General features: G+C 32.5%; 18 protein-coding genes. 13 read left to right on the forward strand and 5 right to left on the reverse strand.

The features are described 5' to 3' along the window. Positions 1-2: 2 nt before the first annotated feature. Positions 3-500 (reverse strand): hypothetical protein, encoded by a 498-nt coding sequence (locus Q4548_RS12195; RefSeq protein ID WP_303455444.1) that lies wholly within the window; start codon positions 498-500, stop codon positions 3-5. 50 nt (positions 501-550) lie between these two features. Here Q4548_RS12195 and Q4548_RS12200 point away from each other — a divergent pair, with 50 nt between their 5' ends. The 5 genes from Q4548_RS12200 (at position 551) to Q4548_RS12220 (ending at position 8,709) form a co-directional block, all read left to right on the forward strand. After that, positions 551-1,702, forward strand: coding sequence for an SAM-dependent methyltransferase (locus Q4548_RS12200; RefSeq protein WP_303455446.1), 1,152 nt, complete (start codon positions 551-553; stop codon positions 1,700-1,702). A gap of 244 nt (positions 1,703-1,946) precedes the next feature. Beyond that, on the forward strand, positions 1,947-2,567 hold the full coding sequence (locus Q4548_RS12205; protein WP_303455448.1) for an RNA polymerase sigma factor: 621 nt from the start codon (positions 1,947-1,949) through the stop codon (positions 2,565-2,567). Positions 2,568-2,683: 116 nt separating this feature from the next. After that, positions 2,684-3,757: a FecR family protein gene (locus Q4548_RS12210; RefSeq protein WP_303455450.1), complete on the forward strand. Its 1,074-nt coding sequence runs from the start codon at positions 2,684-2,686 to the stop codon at positions 3,755-3,757. Positions 3,758-3,928: 171 nt separating this feature from the next. Next, on the forward strand, positions 3,929-7,219 hold the full coding sequence (locus Q4548_RS12215) for a TonB-dependent receptor (protein WP_303455452.1): 3,291 nt from the start codon (positions 3,929-3,931) through the stop codon (positions 7,217-7,219). Between the two features lie 11 nt (positions 7,220-7,230). Beyond that, complete coding sequence (locus tag Q4548_RS12220; protein ID WP_303455454.1) at positions 7,231-8,709, forward strand: RagB/SusD family nutrient uptake outer membrane protein; 1,479 nt, start codon at positions 7,231-7,233, stop codon at positions 8,707-8,709. A gap of 219 nt (positions 8,710-8,928) precedes the next feature. Here Q4548_RS12220 and Q4548_RS12225 read toward each other — a convergent pair whose 3' ends face one another. Further along, positions 8,929-9,225 (reverse strand): septum formation initiator family protein, encoded by a 297-nt coding sequence (locus Q4548_RS12225; protein ID WP_303455456.1) that lies wholly within the window; start codon positions 9,223-9,225, stop codon positions 8,929-8,931. Positions 9,226-9,328: 103 nt separating this feature from the next. Here Q4548_RS12225 and Q4548_RS12230 point away from each other — a divergent pair, with 103 nt between their 5' ends. The 7 genes from Q4548_RS12230 (at position 9,329) to Q4548_RS12260 (ending at position 15,995) form a co-directional block, all read left to right on the forward strand. Continuing rightward, positions 9,329-9,865 (forward strand): hypothetical protein, encoded by a 537-nt coding sequence (locus Q4548_RS12230; RefSeq protein WP_303455458.1) that lies wholly within the window; start codon positions 9,329-9,331, stop codon positions 9,863-9,865. Positions 9,866-9,867: 2 nt separating this feature from the next. Further along, positions 9,868-10,443 (forward strand): cob(I)yrinic acid a,c-diamide adenosyltransferase, encoded by a 576-nt coding sequence (locus Q4548_RS12235; RefSeq protein WP_303455460.1) that lies wholly within the window; start codon positions 9,868-9,870, stop codon positions 10,441-10,443. Positions 10,444-10,521: 78 nt separating this feature from the next. Further along, entirely contained in the window at positions 10,522-10,743 is a 222-nt protein-coding gene (locus Q4548_RS12240; RefSeq protein WP_010136401.1) for a DUF2795 domain-containing protein, read from the forward strand. A gap of 81 nt (positions 10,744-10,824) precedes the next feature. Continuing rightward, entirely contained in the window at positions 10,825-14,184 is a 3,360-nt protein-coding gene (gene secA / locus Q4548_RS12245) for a preprotein translocase subunit SecA (RefSeq protein WP_303455463.1), read from the forward strand. Between the two features lie 302 nt (positions 14,185-14,486). Continuing rightward, positions 14,487-15,041 carry an RNA polymerase sigma factor gene (locus Q4548_RS12250; protein ID WP_303455467.1) on the forward strand — a complete coding sequence of 185 codons (555 nt, stop codon included), beginning with the start codon at positions 14,487-14,489 and terminating at the stop codon, positions 15,039-15,041. Between the two features lie 14 nt (positions 15,042-15,055). Beyond that, entirely contained in the window at positions 15,056-15,418 is a 363-nt protein-coding gene (locus Q4548_RS12255; protein WP_303455470.1) for a hypothetical protein, read from the forward strand. Positions 15,419-15,509: 91 nt separating this feature from the next. Further along, on the forward strand, positions 15,510-15,995 hold the full coding sequence (locus Q4548_RS12260) for a hypothetical protein (protein WP_303455472.1): 486 nt from the start codon (positions 15,510-15,512) through the stop codon (positions 15,993-15,995). 106 nt (positions 15,996-16,101) lie between these two features. Here the strand turns inward: Q4548_RS12260 and Q4548_RS12265 are convergent, their stop codons facing one another. Together Q4548_RS12265 and Q4548_RS12270 are read right to left on the reverse strand one after the other, a co-directional pair. Then, positions 16,102-16,344, reverse strand: coding sequence for a VF530 family DNA-binding protein (locus Q4548_RS12265; protein ID WP_303455474.1), 243 nt, complete (start codon positions 16,342-16,344; stop codon positions 16,102-16,104). Positions 16,345-16,433: 89 nt separating this feature from the next. After that, positions 16,434-17,102 (reverse strand): LysE family translocator, encoded by a 669-nt coding sequence (locus Q4548_RS12270; RefSeq protein WP_303455476.1) that lies wholly within the window; start codon positions 17,100-17,102, stop codon positions 16,434-16,436. Between the two features lie 96 nt (positions 17,103-17,198). Between Q4548_RS12270 and Q4548_RS12275 the strand changes: the two genes are divergently transcribed. Beyond that, the gene (locus tag Q4548_RS12275) at positions 17,199-18,818 is read left to right on the forward strand and encodes an ABC-F family ATP-binding cassette domain-containing protein (RefSeq protein WP_303455479.1); all 1,620 of its coding nucleotides are present in this window, start codon (positions 17,199-17,201) and stop codon (positions 18,816-18,818) included. 75 nt (positions 18,819-18,893) lie between these two features. On the opposite strand, the gene Q4548_RS12280 is transcribed toward Q4548_RS12275, so the two are convergent. Then, complete coding sequence (locus tag Q4548_RS12280; RefSeq protein ID WP_303455481.1) at positions 18,894-19,793, reverse strand: PKD domain-containing protein; 900 nt, start codon at positions 19,791-19,793, stop codon at positions 18,894-18,896. Positions 19,794-19,892: the final 99 nt, after the last annotated feature.

Raw genomic sequence — 19,892 nt, forward strand, 5'->3', positions numbered from 1 at the left:
CGTTAAAAATAAAATCTTAAAATAACACTACTTGTTGTTTGAAGGTAATTTTGAAAATCTATCAAATAATTAAAACCAACTTCATTGCTAACAGACCAAGATCTGTAAAAGAAATATTCTCCACCAATATGTGTATTGATCAGTGTACTTTGGTTGCTATTGTATCCAACTTTTGGTCCGTAATAAATAGAAACTTTATCGTTTATATGTTTGAATAAATCCACACCTAGAGTAATAGAACCTTTAGATTTTAAAAGGTTTTCTCCTGGAGTGTCTAAAATAGACATGTTTAAAATGGTCTCAAACCTAATTTTTTCTTTGTAAAATAAACTGACAAATATGGGGCTAGAATTGTTGTAAAAAAACAGATTGTTAAAACTTTCGTTCAAATTGAAAAGAGAAGTTCCGAGTCCAATTTTTAGTGGTTTGGTTGTTTTTTGTGCGTTTATTTGAGTTGCACACAGAATTGAGAAAACAAATAAAAAGGTTACTTTTTTCATGGTTTAAAGATATGTTTTTTTCATCCATTAATAAAGACTAATTTTGCATTATGGAAGAATTTAAATCACTTTTTGAAGAAATTCAAAGCAGTATTGTTGCAGATACTTTTGTAAAAATGACGTTGAGCAAACCTATTCGTAAAAACGATGGTCTTCGCAACATTTACATACGCTTGGTTACAATACAAGAACAACAAAAACTTCAATTTACCTATCGTAATAAAACCAACGATGTGGTGAAAAATTATACACTTGAAGAGGCTTTGGAAGAAATAGCTACCTATTTGATGAATACATTTCGTTCTGCAGTGGTTTTTACATTGCCAGATGATATTCAGGTGTTTGTTTCTAAAAAGAAAGCCATCACTCTAAAAAAAGTAGCTCCTAGCTTTACCAACAAACTACCAGAAACGCATGATAGACCTAAAGAGAAACGTGCAGCAAACAGAGATTACTTGTTTCATTTGGGAGTAACAGATAAAGAAGGAAACGTGATTCCGAAAATGGCAGACAAATACCGTCAGATTAACAAATATTTGGAAATAATTGAAAGTTTGATCAACGGGGTAAAGTTGCCTAAAAAAATACAGATTGTAGACATGGGATCTGGAAAAGGATATTTGACCTTTGCTCTATATGATTATTTAAAGAACGATAGACACAAAGAGGTTTCTGTTACAGGAATTGAATTGCGTGACGGTTTGGTGAAATATTGCAACGATGTTGCTGAAAAATGTGGTTTTGAAGAATTGCATTTTGAAAACAAATTGATACAAGATTACGATAATAAAAAAATAGACATCTTAATTGCTTTGCATGCTTGTGATACAGCTACCGATGATGCTATTGCTAAAGGAATTGTAGCCAACGCAAGTTTGGTGATTTGTGCTCCTTGTTGCCACAAACAGGTTCGTCAACAATTAAAGGGAACAGAGCAGGATAGTCCAATTTTAAAGTATGGTATTTTTAAAGAACGTCAGTTTGAAATGATTACGGACACCATAAGAGCTTTAATTTTAGAAAAACACCAATACAATACCAAGGTGTTTGAATTTATTTCTAACGAGCATACGCGTAAAAATGTGATGCTGGTGGGATCTAAAACCACAAGGAAATCTGACACTAAGGAAATTAATGAAAAAATTAAAGGATTGAAAGACCAGTATCATATTGATTTCCATTATTTAGAAAAACAACTATAACGGTTTTTAGTCTAAATTTTAACTGTCCTGTGTACACCATAATACGTAGAACAATGCATTTCTTTTTGAAGCTTAGAAATGTATTGTTTTAAAAATATGTTTTTATTTCATTGTTTTTTTATAATTTTAATACCTGATAGTACTGTCACAATAGAATAAATGCAAAATAAATACTTCTATTTTGTTTTCTTCTTCTGACACTTGTTTTTTTAGAACAAGAAAAATCTACTTTCGTTTGGTAAAAATGGACAATGAATTGAACAGAACACATACCTCTAATCCTACTTCTATAGAAATTGAAATATGGAAGAATGTGATAGATGGTAAAACATCTGCTTTGGGAGATTTGTATGATTTGTACATAGATGATCTTATTTCTTATGGAATTAAAGTTTCTGGAGATAAAGATCATACCATGGATTGTATTCACGACCTTTTTGTGGATTTGTACAAATACAAAAAGAAGTTATCAAAAACTAAAAATGTAAAGTTTTATTTGTTTCTATCTCTAAAGAGAAAAATAAATAAAAAATACCATAAAAAAGAAGTGCTTTTAAATCAAGAAGTAGCCCATACGGATATGTATTTAAAAGACAATTATGCCAAGTCTAACGAGGAACGTATTATAATAGACGAAACTCAAAAAGAAACAAGCTTAAAGTTGAGCTTTGCTCTAGACAAACTCACTTCCAAACAAAAAAAAGGAATCTCTTTAAGGTTTCAAGAAGAAAAATCTTACGAAGAAATTGCACAAATTTTAGGAGTATCTGTTGCCTCTGCTAGAACCGTCATTTACAGGGCAGTAAAGTCTTTAAGAGAATACTCTTTACCTCTTTATTTAGTTCTTAATTATTGTTTTTTATAAAAAAAAGATATTTTTTCTGTCTATATCGTAACAAAATGATGCTTTAGATATATATAAGGCATTTTTTTAAGTCTGTCTTATTTTGAGAAAAGAAACGACTTAGTTAAGATTTAAGTATGAAAAAACAAGACAAAACCAATCAAGAATTAATTACAGAATTAGAAAAAGAATTCTTGAAAAAGAGAATTTTAAATTCTATCAAAAAACTGCAAATCCAAAGACGCTTGTATAAGTTAGGTGCAGTTGCTTCAGTAGCTATTCTTATTACCGGTGTGGTGTATCTTAGAATGCTGAACCAGGAAACATCCATAAACAAATTTGCAGCACTATCTAAAAATGTAAAGATTGAAGACTCAGACAAAGTTACATTGATTCTTCATGAAGGTAATGGAGTTGCTGTTGAAGGAGAAAATACGGCCATCACTTATTCTAAAACTGGCAAAGAAATCAATATAGAGAATCAAGAGAAAGTAACTTCAGAAAAAGAAGGAGATTACAACACATTGGTAGTTCCATATGGTAAAAGATCTAGGTTGACATTGGCAGATGGAACTCAAGTATGGTTAAATTCTGGAACAAAATTTATTTATCCCACTAGGTTTGATAAGAAAAACAGAGAAGTCTACTTGGTGGGTGAAGCTGTTTTTGATGTAGCACATGATGCGGAACATCCTTTTAAAGTTTTGTCAGAGCATCAAGAAATAGAAGTTTTAGGGACTGTTTTTGACGTTTCTAGCTATACAGATGATCAAGAAAACTTTGTGGTGCTTAAAAAAGGAAGTGTAAAAGTATCTCACCAAAACGATAAAGGTTTTTTGTTTGATAAGAAAAGAAGTGAAGTGATTACTCCAGGTACTATGAACAAAATTGAAGTAGGAACAGGAGTGGTAACCACTAAAAACGTTGATGTGCAACAATATTTTGCATGGAAAGATGGATTGTTGATTCTTAAGAAAAATAAGTTGAGTTACATAATGCGCAAACTTTCTAGATATTACAACGTTGCTATTGATCTTGAAAACGAAGCGTTGAGCAATGAAACTTTTTCAGGAGCCTTAAACCTTTCAGACAGTATTCAGCAAGTATTACAAGTTATAAACAAAAGTGTGGATATTCATATTGAAGAAACAGCACAACACACTTTAAAATTAATGTATAACAATAAAAACAATAAAAATGAAATAGAGTAAGGAAAACAAAAAACCAGAAGATGTTCCCGCATCTTCTGGAAGATTAAAAAAGCAATATCGTTTCGAGACGATACAATTACTAATCAATTCAACTACAAAATTATGAATAAAATCTTTTATCGACGAGATAGACGAGAGAAAAGTACGTTTACAAAAGTCGTGTGTAACATTATGAGAGTATTTCTATTATTTATTACTATAGGTTTAGGTTCGGTTTATGCAAATTATCCGTATTCTCAAGAAAAAATGGACATCAACGTCAGGAACGTTACAATTGAAGATCTTTTTAAAGAGATACAAAGCAAGAGCAATTATGTGTTTTTTTACAAAGATGATATCATAGATAGTGATGTTAAAATTACTTTGCAAGTAAAAAACGCATTGTTGAATGATATTTTAAATCAGTCTTTTACAAAAACTAATTTGGATTATATTGTTTCCGATAGGCAAGTAATTGTAAAAGAAAAACAATCAAAAATTCAAGCTGTAGCAGTTAAATTACAGCAGCAGGTAACTATTAAAGGAGTTGTAAAAGATGATATGGGAATGCCAGTGCCAGGTGACAATGTTATTGTAAAAGGAACAACACAAGGAGTGATTACAGATTTTGATGGAAATTATCAAATAGCTGTAAAAACCAAGAACCCAGTATTGGTGTTTTCTTATGTAGGATATAAAGACAAAGAAGTGGTGGTAGCAAATCAGACAACTATTAACGTAGCATTGGAGCAAGATGTTAGTGAATTAGATGCTATTGTTATGGTAGGTTACGGTACGGTAAAAAAATCGGACGTGACAGGAGCCTTGTCTTCTATAGACACAGAGGAAATTAGCAAAACTCAAAATACATCCATCGCACAAGCCATTCAAGGTAGAGCAGCAGGAGTTACCGTTTCAAAAAGTTCAGGAACACCAGGAGCAACACCTACGGTAAGAATAAGAGGAGTTGGAACTGTAAACAATGCAGATCCTTTATATGTAGTAGATGGTGTACCTATCAATGATATTTCCAGTATCAATATGGAAGATGCAAAATCTATAGAAGTATTAAAAGATGCATCCGCAACCGCTATTTACGGATCTAGAGGAGCAAATGGAGTGGTGTTGATTACTACCAAAAGCGGAAAAAAAGGAAAACCAACCATTAGCTACAGAACTTATGTTGGAGTACAGAATAGATATGATAATTTAGATGTTTTAAACTCTGAACAATGGGCAACATTGTACAATGAAGCTAAAGTGAATGATGGTCAGCCTATTGATGCAAGTTTGGCAAATGCATCATCTTTAAAATCTTACAATTGGAAAGATGCCGTTTATAAAACGGGAATCCAACAAAGCCATCAATTATCTGCTTCAGGAGGTTCTGACAAATCAAGATATTATGTGTCTTTTGGGTATATTGATCAAGAAGGAATTGTAAAAGAATCTTCATACAAAAGAACCAATTTTAGAGTAAACAATACCTATCAAATAAAACCTAAAATAAAAATAGGACACAGCATTCAGTATTCAGATGCCAAAACAGTTTCTGTTCCAGAATACGGACAAAATCCTTGGTTAAGAAGTGCTTTTGTTGGGTATTTGATAGATCCTGTTTCTCCAATTTACAATGCTGATGGATCGTATGGAATTCCTTTATATTCTTCTGCTACAAATCCATTAGGAAGTGTTAGGTATGGAAATACACCTAAAAAAAATCAAAGCTTTTTAGGAAACGTATTTTTGGAGTTAGACATCATGAAAGGGTTAAAATTTAAGTCTAATTATGGAATACAAATCAACACTAGCAAGGTTGATAATTTTAAACCCGCTTATTATGTAGGTCCTACCTATTTGTCTAATGTGAGTAGGTATACTTTAAATAGATCTGAGAATAAAGTAATGATATTATCTAACACGTTAAATTACAATACAACCCTAGATAAAAAGCATAGTATAAATGCATTATTAGGACAAGAAATACAAGAGTTAAACTCCAATAATGTCAATACTCAACGTACAGGAATACCAGAAAGTGTTGTCAATCCTACGTTAGGAGCTGGAGATATTTCAAGTTCAAGCAATGATGGAACCATTTCTAAGTCAAAATTATTATCCTTTTTTGGTAGGCTGAATTATACTTTTGATGGTAAGTATTTATTAACAGGTACTTATAGATTTGATGGTTCTTCTCGTTTTGGTTCTGAAAACAGATGGGCAAAATTTCCATCACTGGCCTTTGCATGGAACATTCATAAAGAAGGTTTTTACAGTATTGAAGCCATCAATCAATTAAAATTTAGAGCTGGTTGGGGAGAAACAGGAAATCAGAACATTCCTAACACGGCAATTTATAATACGTTAAATATTGGAACCAATTATATGTTTGGTACTGATGAAAACACAGCAACAGGTGTGGCTCCTTTAATGCCTGGTAATGATGAGTTAAAATGGGAAACTACAAGAACCACCAATGTAGGTGTAGACATGTCATTGTTCAATAATTCTATTACGTTCACAGCAGAATATTTTGTAAAAAATACAACAGATATGTTGATGTCAACTCCCATCATGCAAAATGCAGGATATAAAAATAATCCTTTTACCAATGCAGGAGATATTGAAAATAAAGGAGTTGAATTGACGGCAAATTATAAAAAGGTCATCAACGATTTTTCTTTCAATGTAGGAGGAAACATTTCTTTTATCCGAAACAAAGTCATCAGATTGGCAGAAGAAGGTAGTATCATTCAGTCAGGACCAGCACAAGGTTTTAACAATATTGGTAGAACAGAAGCAGGACATTCGTTAGCGTCTTTTTACGGATACCAGATGCTTGGATTGTTTCAAAATCAGAATGAAATTGACAATTACGCAAGTTTGCCAAATACAAAACCAGGAGACGTAAAGTATCAGGATTTGAATGATGATGGAGTGATTAATGCCGATGACATGACTTTTATAGGTTCTCCATTTCCAAAATTTACTTACGGAATTAACATTGATATGAATTACAAACAGTTTGACTTTACAGCATTTTTTCAAGGAAGTCAAGGAAACAAAATATTTAATGCCAGTAATTATTATTTAGAAGGAGATTTAGGAACCAACTTTAAATCTAGCATGATGGATAGATGGACTGGAGAAGGAACTTCTAATTCTGTACCTAGAGTTACGTTTGATAACAATGGGGTAAATACTCAACAATCTAGTAGATATGTAAAAGATGGATCATATTTAAGATTGAAAAACATTCAGATAGGGTACTCACTTCCTGATAGTTTGTTAGATAAAATATTAATGAATAAAGTTAGGATTTACGTAGCCGCTCAAAATTTGTTAACATTTACCAAATACGATGGTTTGGATCCTGAAGTTGGTGTGGATCAAACGTTTAATAATCCTTTGGATATGGGAGTTGATAGAGGGAGATACCCTTCAACAAGAACTATTTCTTTAGGATTGGATATTAACTTTTAAAAGCATTAATGATGAAATTATACAATAGATTTAAAAAGAATATAAAATATTTTTCACTTGTTTTAGGTGTGTCGTTGGTTTCTTGTAGCGATGATTATTTAGATGTTGGAGCTTATGGAACCCCCGTTTTAAGTAATTTTTACCAAACAGAAACAGATGCAGAACAAGGTTTGATTGCTGCTTATTCTCCTTTGAGAGAAATGTATGGAACCGAGAATTTCTTGGCTTCTACTTCTAATGACTTATTGTTTGGTGATATTGGTACGGATGATATTTTAAAAGGGGGGGCTAGGTCAAACGATGGACCTCAATTGTTTGATAAAGAAATATTTAACATGACAACTTCTAATACAGCTATAGAGGCAGTTTGGAAAGTATGTTATAAAGGAATTTTGTACGCAAATTTAGTGTTAGATAAAGTTCCAGATATTGAGTTTACGGATGCAGATTATCAAAAACAAATATTGGCAGAAGCTCGTTTTTTAAGAGCATACTATTATTTTGATTTGGTAAATTCTTTTGGAGGAGTTCCTTTGGTTGACAAGCCTTTAGAAACAGGAGAATATGTGGTGCCAAGATCAACTCAAGAAGAGATTTATACTTTTATAGAAGATGATTTAAAAGTAGCTATAGAAGATTTACCTTCTAGATTTGACCAGGGTACAGCTTATTTAGGACATGCAGACAAAGGTGCTGCGTTAGGAATGATGATGCGTGTTTCTTTGTATCAAAACAAAATGGGGCAAGTAAAAACCTATGGAGATCAATTGTTAGCAATGCCGTATGTTTTACAAGATTATAGCACTCTTTTTAACAATGTGGGGGAATGGAATTCAGGTTCTGTTTTTGAAATCAATTTTTCTTCTAACGCTAATAAATTAGGAACTTTAATGCCAAGAATGATGACTCCGAGAAGTATAGGTGGAATTGGATTTGGACAAATAAAACAAGAATTGATAGATGCTTACGAGCCTAATGACCCACGATTAGAAGCTTCTTTTTATCAGTTAGCAGATGGTGGTTACGGAACTACATGGTACAATAGAAAATATGCATGGGCTCCATATAGTGATTATGAAATACCTACAACAGGAGGTTTTGGAAATAGTGCCAATAACGTACGCGTATTAAGATTGGCAGATGTGTATTTAATGTATGCAGAAGCGGTTTACAGCACAGATCCAACAACTGCTATAGAGTACGTAAATAAAGTAAGAAAACGTGCCAGAGAATCGGGTGGTTCTACTGTGGGAATTCCTGCAGATTTACCTACAACATTAACAGGTGATGACTTGCGTGATGCTATTTACAAAGAAAGACGTTTGGAATTGGCGGGAGAAGGATTTAGATATCATGATTTGATTAGAACAGGTAGGGCAGAAGCTGTGTTAGGTTCGTCAGGTTTTGTAACTAACAAATATGAAATAATGCCTATTCCATTATCTCAAGTATTGCTATCGCAAGGTGTGTTAACTCAGAATAATTATTAGTGAATTTTTAGTTAGTATGTAGGTTAATTTAGTTTCTAGCCCAGTCAAAAATAATTTTTGATTGGGCTATTTTTTATAATGTATTAATTTTATTAGAAATTTTGAATGTAGAAAAGATTACAATTTTGGTTGTCACTTTAAGTGATTTGTGTGACTAAGTGGAATAAATTGTATAGAGAAAAGTAGGAAAGGAGTCTCAAAAAATAATGAATAACAAATTTAATCCAACGTATCATATTCAATCAAGTACAAAAACTCGTTTTCTTTTTTGTAATGGTATTTTTCTCTAGCGTAATTGTTCAAATTCTTTTGAATGGAAAAGTCTTTTAGTGTTTGTGTGTTTTTTTGAATTTCAGTTTCGTAAAACTCAATAGATTTTTCTAATTTTTCTATTTCTTTGTTGTTCTCCCTTTGATACAAGTATGAATTCGCATCAAAAAACAACATCCAAATAACAAAAATTCCTAAAATTAGAGGAGTGATGATCTTTTTATTTTTGATGAAATTAAGCTTCATAGTGGCAAATACTAGTCTTAGAGGACAAAGATAAAACTATAAATTTAGAGTTTCCCATTTTAATTTCTATTACTTTTGCTGCGGTATTTAGGAGTGATAGAGAATGAGAAATTATATAAAATATATTTTAACATCTACCAATGAACATGGGGTACATTCTCCATTTGTGTTCAAGTTGGTTACAGAATGTATCTACAGAAAAAAGACAATACAAATAGCTTCTACTTTTAAAAATTCGACTTCTTCTCTTAATAAAAAATATGTTTTGTTAATTGCTAGGTTGATTCCCTATCTAAATATCCATAAGATTTTAGACTTAGGAAAAGATTCTTTTTTTAATGAATTGGCTAGTCAACATTTAAAAATATCCAAAAACACCACGGTTTCTGAAACGTATGATTTGATATACACAGATGTAAATTTTTTTCAATCCAATCCAGATACTTTTTCTCATTTATTCAACCACATCCATAACGATTCACTTTGGATTGTTGCAAAAAATCAAACTTCCAAAGGATTAAAAGGATGGGAAGAAATAAAACAGCATGATCAAGTAAAAGTAACAGTAGATTTATTTGGTTTAGGGTTGGTTTTTTTTAGAAGAGAGCAGGTGAAACAACATTTTATCATAAGATTTTAAAAATGAAAATATATACAAAAACGGGAGATTCAGGGGAAACTTCTTTGTTTGGAGGAAAACGAGTTTCCAAATCGGACTTAAGAATAGATGCTTACGGAACCATAGATGAGTTGAATGCTTATGTAGGTTTGCTAAGAGATTCGGTTATGTCTTCTAGACATCAGGATTTTCTTTTAGAAATTCAGAACAATTTATTTGTTGTTGGAGCTTTTTTGGCAACTCCTCCAGAGAGTCAAATCAAAAAAAATGGAGAAAATAGACTGAAAATTGACAATATCAACGAAGAGACTCTTAAAAAGTTAGAAGATGAGATAGATGCTTTGGAAGCACAATTGCCAACGATGACACATTTTATTTTGCCAGGAGGACATACAACGGTGTCACATTGTCATATTGCAAGAACTATTTGCAGAAGGGCAGAGCGTGTTTGTGTGCAATTGCAAAAAAATGAGTTTGTGAGTGCTGATATTATAGGGTATTTGAACAGACTGTCAGATTACTTATTTGTGTTGGCACGAATGTTGACTAAAGAGTTACAGGTGGAAGAAATTAAGTGGATTTCGGCCTCTGAAAAATAAGTTCTTTAAAAATCAAAAAAACACTTGACTTTTTTAATTAAAAAATTATTTTTGCAGTAATTATAAATTTTATAGAGAATGTATTGGACTTTAGAATTAGCTAACTATTTAGCAGATGCACCTTGGCCAGCTACAAAGGATGAATTGATAGATTTCGCAATTAGAACTGGAGCTCCATTAGAAGTTGTAGAGAACTTGCAAAGTTTAGAAGATGAGGGGGAGATTTATGATGATATCGTAGAGATTTGGCCTGATTATCCTACGGAAGAGGATTACCTTTGGAATGAAGAGGAATATTAGAAACACATTAGAATTAAATAAAAAAAAAGTCTCACTAGAGGCTTTTTTTTTATTTAATTTTGAGATATAAATAAATACAACATGGGGATATTAGACTCAGTAATTAAAATATTTGTTGGAGACAAACAACAAAAGGATTTAAAAACACTACAGCCTATTGTAGGGCAAGTAAGAGCATTTGAAGATGCTTTGAAAAAAATAAGCATTGATGAATTAAGAGCTAAAACCGTTGCGTTTAAGAATCAAATAAAAGAAGCTACTCAGTCTTTTGAAAACGAGATTCTTAGCTTAGAAGAAAAAGCAAAAACGGCAGCTATTGATGATAAAGAAGCTATTTATAATGAGATAGATGTTTTGAAAGATCAAGCTTATGAAGCTTCAGAAAAAGTACTGAACAATATTCAAGCAGAGGCTTTTGCAGTCATCAAAGAAACCGCTAGACGATTTACCGAAAATAAGGAAATTGAGGTTTTAGCAACAGCTTACGATAGAGAGTTGGCAGGAGAGAAAGAATATGTAGACTTGGTAGGAGAAGACAAAGCTGTTTGGTACAACTCATGGGATGCCTCTGGTACAGAAGTTACTTGGAACATGATTCACTACGATGTGCAGTTGATTGGTGGAGCAGTTTTGCATCAAGGAAAGATTGCAGAGATGATGACTGGGGAAGGAAAAACTTTAGTGGCTACGTTGCCTCTTTACTTAAATGCATTAGCAGGAAAAGGTGTGCATGTAGTAACGGTAAACGATTATTTGGCAAAGCGTGATAGCGCTTGGATGGCTCCTGTATTTCAATTTCATGGCTTGACAATTGATTGTATCGATCTTCATCCATCAAATTCAGCAGCTAGAAGAAAAGCATACAATGCAGATATTACTTACGGAACTAACAATGAGTTTGGTTTTGATTATTTGCGTGATAACATGGCTAGTACCATGGAAGATTTGGTACAACGTAAACCAAACTATGCTATTGTAGATGAGGTGGATTCTGTTTTGATTGACGATGCTCGTACTCCGTTGATTATTTCAGGACAAGTACAAGATGGAGATAGACATGAGTTTAATGAATTAAAGCCTAAAGTTGCTGATATTGTTCAATTACAAAGCCAATATTTGGTGCAAGTTTTGGCAAATGCTAAAAAATTAATCAAAGAAGGAGATACCAAAGAAGGAGGTTTTCAATTGTTGAGAGTTCATAGAGGTTTGCCTAAAAATAAAGCATTGATCAAATTCTTATCTCAGGAAGGAATTAGACAATTGTTGCAAAAAACGGAAAATCATTACATGGCAGATAACAACAAGGAAATGCCTCAGGTAGACAACGAGTTGTATTTTGTGATTGAAGAGAAAAGCAATTCTATTGAATTGACAGAAAAAGGAATTGCAGCCTTGTCTGGAGAAGAAGGAGGAGACTTTTTTGTGTTGCCAGATATTGGAGTGAAGATTGGGGCAATAGAAAAATCAGAAATTTCTGATGAAGAAAAGGTAGCGCAAAAAGAAGAATTGTACAGAGATTTTAGTATCAAGAGTGAAAGAATTCATACGTTGAACCAGTTGTTGAAAGCTTATACTTTGTTTGAAAAAGACGTTGAGTATGTGGTGATGGAAAACAAAGTGAAAATTGTGGATGAGCAAACAGGACGTATCATGGATGGTCGTCGTTATTCTGATGGTTTGCACCAAGCGATTGAAGCTAAAGAAAATGTAAAAATTGAAGCAGCTTCTCAAACCTATGCAACGGTAACTTTACAGAATTACTTTAGAATGTATCGTAAGCTGTCTGGTATGACAGGTACAGCGATTACAGAGGCTGGAGAATTTTGGCAAATTTATGAACTGGATGTGGTAGAAATTCCAACGAATAGACCAATTGCTAGAGAGGATAAAGAAGATATGATTTACAAAACACAGCGTGAAAAATACAATGCTGTGATTGATGATATTGTGAAGTTGGTAGAAGCAGGAAGACCTGTTTTGGTAGGTACAACTTCTGTTGAAATTTCTGAATTACTAGGAAGAATGTTGTCTATCAGAAAAATTAAACACAATGTACTGAATGCAAAATTGCATAAAAAAGAAGCAGATATTGTTGCCGAAGCTGGAAAACCAGGAATAGTAACTATTGCAACCAACATGGCTGGTCGTGGTACAGATATTAAGTTGTCTGATCAAGTAAAAGCATCAGGAGGTTTGGCAATTATTGGTACAGAACGTCATGATTCTCGTCGTGTAGACCGTCAGTTACGTGGTCGTGCAGGTCGTCAGGGAGATGTTGGTTCTTCTCAGTTTTATGTTTCTTTGGAAGATAATTTGATGCGTTTGTTTGGTTCTGATAGAATTGCAAAAATGATGGATAGAATGGGATTGGAAGAAGGAGAAGTGATTCAACATTCCATGATTACCAAATCTATAGAACGTGCACAGAAAAAAGTAGAAGAGAATAACTTTGGAATTCGTAAGCGTTTGTTGGAATATGATGATATTATGAATGCACAACGTGAAGTGGTTTACAAACGTAGACGTCACGCATTGGATGGAAAGCGTTTGCAAGTAGATATAGCCAACATGATTTACGATGCTTGTGCTGCTATTGTAGATGATAACAAAGCAACCAATGACTATAAGAATTTTGAGTTTGAATTGATAGTGAATACATCTATGAGTTCTCCTTTTACTGAAGAGGAATTCAACACAGCACAACCACAAGAACTTTCAGACAAGTTGTACGAGGTAGTGATGAAACATTATCAAAATAAAATGGCTAGAAATGCCAATACTGCTTTTCCTATCATTAAAAATGTTTTTGAAAATGAAGGAGACAAATACGAGCGTATTGTAGTGCCTTTTAGCGATGGTGTAAAAACGCTACGTGTAGTTACAGATTTGAGAAAATCATACGAAACAGAAGGTGCAGAGTTAATTTATGACTTTGAAAAGAACATTACATTGGCAATTATAGACGATGAGTGGAAAGATCATTTACGTAAAATGGATGATTTAAAGCAATCGGTACAAAATGCTTCTTATGAACAAAAAGATCCGTTGTTGATTTATAAGTTTGAAGCTTTTGAATTGTTTAAAAAGATGTTAGAGAAAGTAAATAAAGAAGTATTGTCTTTCTTGTTTAAGGGAGAATTGCCAGAAAGCAATCAAGAAATTTCTGAAGCGAAAACAACACAACACAAACCTCAAAACATTCAAGCTTCTAAGCAAGAAGTGTTGAATTCATCAGAAGATGCAAATAGACGAGCTATTGAAAACTCTCAACCACAACAGCAACCTATACAGGAAACTATTGTAAGAGAACAACCAAAAATTGGTAGAAACGATAAAGTAACAATTCAGAACGTGCAAACGGGAGAAAAAAAGGAAACAAAGTTCAAACAAGCCATTCCTTTGTTAGAATCTGGTCAATGGGTATTGACAGGTTTGGCATAAAGTAGAATTTAAGTCAAAAATAAAAAAGCCAGCTAGTTTAGCTGGCTTTTTTATTTTTGTAAAAACAGTACTTACTATTTAAATCAAAGTAAAAACCTGGATAGTTGCTCAATAATAAGTGAATAATCATAAAAAAATGATCTTTTATTAGATACAACTTTTAAGAAAAATCTATGATAAATTTTAAAATAAATCATTTTTTAGAATAAAATAGTTACTAGTATAAAACTTTTTAAAAAGTTACGGGTCTAAGGTACATAAGCATCAAAGTTTAAACTTTGATATATTAAAATCAACATTTTTTGAAAGACGAAAAAGATTTTATCCAACAACTACTAAGCCCAAAACACAAAGAAAAAGCTTTTGTTCGTTTAGTAGACTTGTATCAAGAGCGTTTGTATTGGCATATACGCAAATTGGTGGTGAGTCATGAAAACGCAAATGACGTGCTTCAAAATACGTTTGTGAGGGTTTATAAAAGTTTATTCAGCTTTAAGCAACAAAGTTCTTTACATACCTGGATGTATCGAATAGCTTATAATGAGTCGTTACGATTGCTGGAAAAAAATAAAAATAGAAATGCTATTTCTTTAGAAGATGTTCAAGAAAAACATTTAGAGAGTTTATTTGATAGTGACTATTTAGATGGAAGTGAAATTCAAATCAAACTTAAAAAGGCATTGTCAATGCTGTCAGAGAAGCAGCGAATCGTTTTTCAGATGAAATATTACGACGATTTAAAATTTAGAGAAATTTCAGATATTTTAGATATCAAAGAAAATTCAGTAAAAACGTGTTATTACGGTGCAGTAAAACACATAGAAAAGAAAATGTTGGAAGTAGAAATTATACGTTAAGAAAATTAGACATTATGGATTTTAAAACAACACATAATGCTTCCGAATTAAAAAGGTTGCATCAAAAAGAATTAGGAATGGATGTTCCTGAAGGGTATTTTTCATCTTCAAAAAAAGATATTTTGTCAAAGACAATCTATCAAAGTAAAAGAACTAGAGTCATAAAATGGATGGGAGCATCTATGAGTGTAGCTGCGGCAATTGTCATTTTTGTGTTTTTAAAAACTGGAACTAACAAGGTATCAGATGAAAATCAGATTTTGAATGAATTTGATAATGATGTTTTAATTTCGTCTCTTTTTGTGAGTAATAAAAAGGTAGATACACTTACGGATGTATATATGTTAGAGGGGTTGATAGATGAAAATGATTTTTAACTTTAAAAATTACATACCAAAAAACTTATTAGATTTTGGGGTTCTAATAATAAAAGAAGAACTAAGGCTAATTTGATAAAAATAGAAATACATGAAAAGTTTTATAAAAACAATTGTTGTCGTTTTAGGTTTGTTGGTTAATGTGATTCAGTTACATGCTCAAAATATAGAAAGCGTAGAAGATGTTAAACAAAGTATATTAACAGATGCTCAAAGAAAGATGATTCAAGCCCAACGAGAAGAAGTAAGAGAAAGTAAAGAAATTTTTAAAAAAACATTTACCAAAGAACAGCTAAACATTATAAAAAATAGGGAGCTGACCAGAAAAGAACGACGAGATGCTTTGGTAGCTAGTTTTACAGATGCTCAAAAGAAAATATTGAGAGACAATGCTAAAAGTATTAAAAAAGCTAAAGATGTTTTTAGAGCAACGGTTACTGAAGAACAGAAAAAATTGATGAAGGAAAAAATGAAAGCGATTCATAAAGGAGGTAGAGGAGGTCCTCAAAAAAGAGGAGAATTGCTTCACGAAATTTTAAAAGAAAAAAGAGATGCAGAAATGATGAATGTTGAGTAAAATAATTTCTATGGATACATAGAAGTTGTTGATGTTGATAAACAAAAAGGTTGTCTAAAAAGGCAACCTTTTTTCTTTCTTGTTGTTTAAAAAATAGAAAGCTTACTTATAGTTTATGGAAAGCTTTGTATTCCAACCATTCTAAATACAATTTTTCGGTTTTGGTTCTTGCCCAAGCTGTTGTCCTTAAAAATTTTAAACTACTTTTATATGTTGGGTTGTTTCCAAAACATTTGATTCCCGTTTCTTTTTCCATTTCTTCCCAACCCAAATTCTCAATAAGTTCTGTTAGGATGTCTGCAAGTTTGATACCATGAAGAGGATTGTTGAGTTGTGGGTTTTGAGACATAAGTAGATGATTTTTAGAATGCAAAAATGGAACTTTTTTTAAAAATAGCGTATAACAAGAAGAAATTATTTAAGTACAGACAAAAGGATTTAAAAATGTAAGAACTTTCCAATGTTAAAGTGTTCTTTGGAGAGAACTCCTTTTAAAACCATAACGGTACCAAATAAGATTAAAACAATCCCCATTATTTTTTTGATAACCAAAATATTTTTAGAGGTTAGTTTGCTTTTTAATTGTTTGGCCAATATAATTTTAACCACATCTGTGACAAAATAACTACTTACAATGGTTGCAAAATACCAAAATATTTGTGTGGGATTCATCTCTAAAGTTGGAATCACCACCACAATCAATCCTAGCCAAAAAGCCAATACACCTACATTGATACAATTTAGAAAAAACCCGTGTAGAATTAATCTGAAATAATTGTTCTTTTCAGGAATGGTTATAGAAGTCTTTTCTAAATCATTTTTTTTATTTTGGGTAAATACCGTAACCAATCCATAAAGAATTAAAATAATTCCTCCTAAAAGAAACAGTCTAGGATCGTCTTTAATTTTTTCTAGGATAGGTCTACTTCCATAATAAGAAATTAAAATAAAAGTGATGTCTCCTAAAATGACGCCTGTATTAAAAGCCAAAGCAACTTTAGCTCCTCTAAGAATGCTTGTTTGTAGCAACATAAAAAAAACAGGTCCAATCATAAAAGAAAGAAAGATCCCTAGAAAAATGGCGTTTTTAAGCTCGTAAAAGTTCATAACATAAAGATATAATTTGTTGGCAAAGCAAAGTGGAAACTATAAGCTTTTTCATAAGCAATTTTGTACTTTTGCACCAAATTAAAATATAGAGTTATGTTAACAGTTTCAAATTTATCGGTGCAATTCGGAAAAAGAATTTTGTTCGATGAAGTGAATACAAAATTTACGCAAGGGAATTGCTACGGTATTATAGGTGCGAATGGAGCGGGAAAGTCTACTTTTTTAAAGATTTTATCAGGAAAAATGGATCCTACCTCTGGGCATGTTACTTTAGATCCAGGAAAACGTATGTCTGTATTGACTCAAGATCATTATGCTTATGATGAGCATACGGTTTTGGAGACTGTATTGATGGGAAACAAAGAGTTGTACAAAATAAAATCTGAAATAGATGCTTTGTATGCAGACTATACAGATGAAAATGCTGAGAAAATTGGAGAATTGCAAGTTCGTTTTGAAGAAATGGACGGTTGGAATGCCGATGCAGCAGCAGCTACCATGTTATCTAACTTAGGAATTAAAGACGATTTGCATTATACTTTGTTGGCAGATTTGGATGGTAAAACCAAAGTACGAGTATTGTTAGCACAGTGTTTGTTTGGAAATCCGGATGTGTTGATTATGGATGAGCCTACCAACGATTTGGATTTTGAAACCATTTCTTGGTTGGAAAACTTTTTAGCAAACTATGAAAACACAGTGATTGTTGTATCGCATGACCGTCACTTTTTAGATGCTGTTTGTACTCATATTTCAGATATTGATTATGGTAAAATCAACCATTTTTCAGGAAACTATTCTTTCTGGTATGAGTCTTCACAATTGGCATCTAAGCAACGCCAGCAAGCCAATAAAAAAGCAGAGGATAAGAAAAAAGAATTGGAAGATTTTATCCGTCGTTTTTCTGCCAATGTTGCCAAATCCAAACAAGCTACTTCTCGTAAGAAAATGATTGAGAAGTTGAATGTAGATGAAATCAAACCATCAAGCAGAAGATATCCTGCAATTATTTTTGATAGAGATCGTGAAGCAGGAGATCAAATTTTAAATATTGAGAATTTATCCAAATCTTTTGAAGGAGAGAGTTTGTTTAGTGGAATTGACATCAACTTGACCAAAGGTGATAAGGTGTTGGTAGTTTCTAAAAAATCTAAAGCGGTGACTTCTTTTTACCAAATTATTATGGGAAATGAATCTGCCGATACAGGAGAATATCAATGGGGAATTACTACCAATCAGTCATATTTGCCATCGGACAATTCTTCTTTCTTTGTGGATGAAAAATTGAACTTGGTAGATTGGTTACGTCAATATGCAAAAACAGAAGAAGAAAGAGAAGAAGTACATTTGAGAGGTTTCTTAGGAAAGATGATTTTTAGTGGAGAAGAAGCATTAAAAGGATGTAATGTATTGTCTGGAGGAGAAAAAGTACGTTGTATGTTGTCTAGAATGATGATGACTAGAGCGAATGTTTTGGTGTTAGATGAACCTACCAATCACTTAGATTTGGAATCGATTCAAGCTTTAAACAACTCCTTGAAAAACTTTAAAGGAACCGTATTGTTTTCTACACATGACCACGAATTTGCACAAACAGTGGCGAACAGAATTATAGAAATTACACCTAATGGAGTGATTGATAAATACGCTACGTTTGATGAGTATTTGGACGATCCAAAAATCAAAGAATTGAGAGCTAAAATGTATCAATAAAAATTAGTTTGTTATAACATAAAAAAGGCGAATCCTACTTTAGGATTCGCCTTTTTAAGTTAAAAAATTTGTTGATTATTCTACAACATCAACAATGGATAGGTCTTCGGCTCCTTTTATTTCCGTAGACAATTCTCCTAAAAATCCTAAATTTAATTGTGCTCCTGTATAAACCTTGATAAAATCGACTCCTTCTAAACTAACAGGATTCATGTCTGTATCTACTGCCCAATCAATATCAAAAGCATTTCCGTTTCCGTTTGCACTGTAATCAGCATCGTAATTGTCAACATACCCCCATTCTAAAGGTTCAGTAGATGTAAAACCAGAAGTATTTACAGTAGGGAAAACTCGAGTACCTGTATAAGTTACTTCATCTTGTTCTTCTATAAAAAGAGGATATTTATTAGTTGTTCCTGCTGCTATGCTTCCAGAATTTCCATTGTTATCTGTCCAAGTAACAGCTTCGGTATCGCTTTTAGGATTGGTATACGTGGTAGTGTATTGGTGTAGTGTTGCTGTTTTTGTATGTGCACTTCCTGCAATCTCGTACCAAGTATCGTCTGCCAATCCGTTTCCGTTTTCATCAAAAGAAACTTGCACAATTCCAGGCTCTGAAAACGATGAAAAAGCATTTCCGTAAATGATAAAGTCTTTGTCATTTTCTCTGTTGTAAATAGTGTGGTCAAAAGTAAAAATAATAGAACCTCCCCAAGCACCTAAAGAAACAAGAGCAGTTTTGTTTCCTACAATTTTTTCAGCAGATGCAACATCACCTAAATTTTTATTGGTGTATTGTCCTGGTCCTGGTCTGTAAGATAAAATTTTGGAAATGTACTTGTTACTTTCTGTAGTAATCGGTCGTGCATACTCTTCAAAAACATCTATAGGTTCAATGTTTTCGTCTTTTTCACAAGCTGTGAAGGTAAAAAGAGACAGTCCTAAAATGGCTGCCAATACATGTTTGTTTTTCATTTGTTTGTATTTAAAATAGTTGATAATTCACATTATTTTAAAAACAAAACACCAAGGAATAATAGGATAAATCCAATAAAATTTACCCAAAGCTATAAC

Origin of the sequence: Wenyingzhuangia sp. 2_MG-2023 (assembly GCF_030548295.1) — a bacterium.
Taxonomy (GTDB): domain Bacteria; phylum Bacteroidota; class Bacteroidia; order Flavobacteriales; family Flavobacteriaceae; genus Wenyingzhuangia.